Source organism: Peribacillus sp. P4_C12 (assembly GCF_056402095.1).
Genome location: NZ_JBFUIB010000781.1, coordinates 1 through 1,372, shown reverse-complemented (window position 1 = coordinate 1,372; position 1,372 = coordinate 1). Strand labels below are relative to the sequence as shown.

Annotated in this window: 2 protein-coding genes; both read right to left on the bottom strand. The window is 46.3% G+C overall.

Translation table 11 applies throughout. From position 1 onward, the window contains the following. Positions 1 to 372 (bottom strand): phosphotransferase (locus tag AC1DUW_RS28935; RefSeq protein ID WP_477644203.1); only part of this gene is annotated, 372 nt, incomplete at its 3' end. Then, positions 332 to 1,372 (bottom strand): acyl-CoA dehydrogenase family protein (locus AC1DUW_RS28930; RefSeq protein WP_477644202.1); only part of this gene is annotated, 1,041 nt, incomplete at its 5' end. The genes AC1DUW_RS28930 and AC1DUW_RS28935, both read right to left, overlap by 41 nt.

Below are 1,372 nucleotides of genomic sequence, written 5' to 3'. Positions count from 1 at the left end.
GGGAAGGGAATCATCAAGGACAAGCCCTACCTTCTTTTCCATTATATAAAATTGCTTATCCGTAATGGCTGGGTCATCACAATATAAAAACGGTTTTGGTGCCAAAGGAAAAACGGGATTAAGCTTGCCCAAAATCGTAAACTCTCGCTTCATGTCATGTGCATTTGGCGGGAGGTCTCCGAATGGTTGACGACGGAAAACACCCTCCCACTTTCCGATATTGATTTGGTACGTAATATTCGAGTAACCTGCAGAGAAAGCTTTAGCCTGCAGTGAATCATTCGGTAAAAAAGGAATATGTGAGCGGATGTAGTTTTCGATTAAGTTCCAATCAATTTGACTGGCTTGTGTTTTGGACTGGTTTTTGGACATTGGATTTCCCCCCCATAAACTCCTTGAGTTCCAGCTTGGCTACTACGCTGCGATGGACTTCATCCGGACCGTCATAGATTCTGGCAGTCCGTGCTTCACGGTRAAAGCCTTCAAGTGGCGTATCCCCTGTAATTCCGAGAGCGCCATGCACTTGAATGGCTCGGTCGATGACATCATGCAGCACTTTTGCTCCAAAATATTTGATTCTTGAGATTTCCTTACGAGCTTGATCACCATTGTCCAATTTCCAGGCAGCATGGAGCGTCATTAGACGAGCAGCTTCAATATCAGCAGATGAATCAGCAATGAAGTTTTGGATCGATTGGAACTCGGTTAGTGTTTTTCCACGTGTCACACGTCGAGAAGCGTAGTCAAGCATTAAATCGAAGCTTCGTTTCGAAACGCCAATCCAGCGCATTGCATGGGTGATTCTTCCTGGTCCAAGCCTTAGTTGGGCAAGCCTAAACCCTTCACCACGCTGTCCAAGAAGGTTTTCTTTAGGAATGCGGCAGTTCGTATACCGCACTTCACAATGGCCACCAGTATAATGATCGCCGATAATAGGTACTTCACGAACGATTTCAAAACCAGGATTATCAGAATCGACGAGAAACAAGCTGAATCTTTGATGACGTGGAGCTTCCGGATCTGTCATTGCCATTACAATGGAAAACGATGCACCAATAGCGCCTGTTGTAAACCATTTATGGGCATTAATGACCCATTCATCGCCCTCCAGTTCAGCTCGGGCCTGAAGTGTCGTAGGGTCCGATCCGGAAACTTCTGGTTCTGTCATCGCAAAGCAGGAGCGGATATCACCGTTGGCAAGAGGCACCAAGTACTTCTCTTTCTGCATCGGGGTGGCTGCCTTCCATAGAATTTCCCCATTTCCAGCATCAGGTGCCATAGAGCCGAAAATGTATGGACCAATTGGACTTCTACCGATTACTTCAGACAGTAAACCGAGGGAAACGAAGCCCATCCCCATTCCATTAACTTC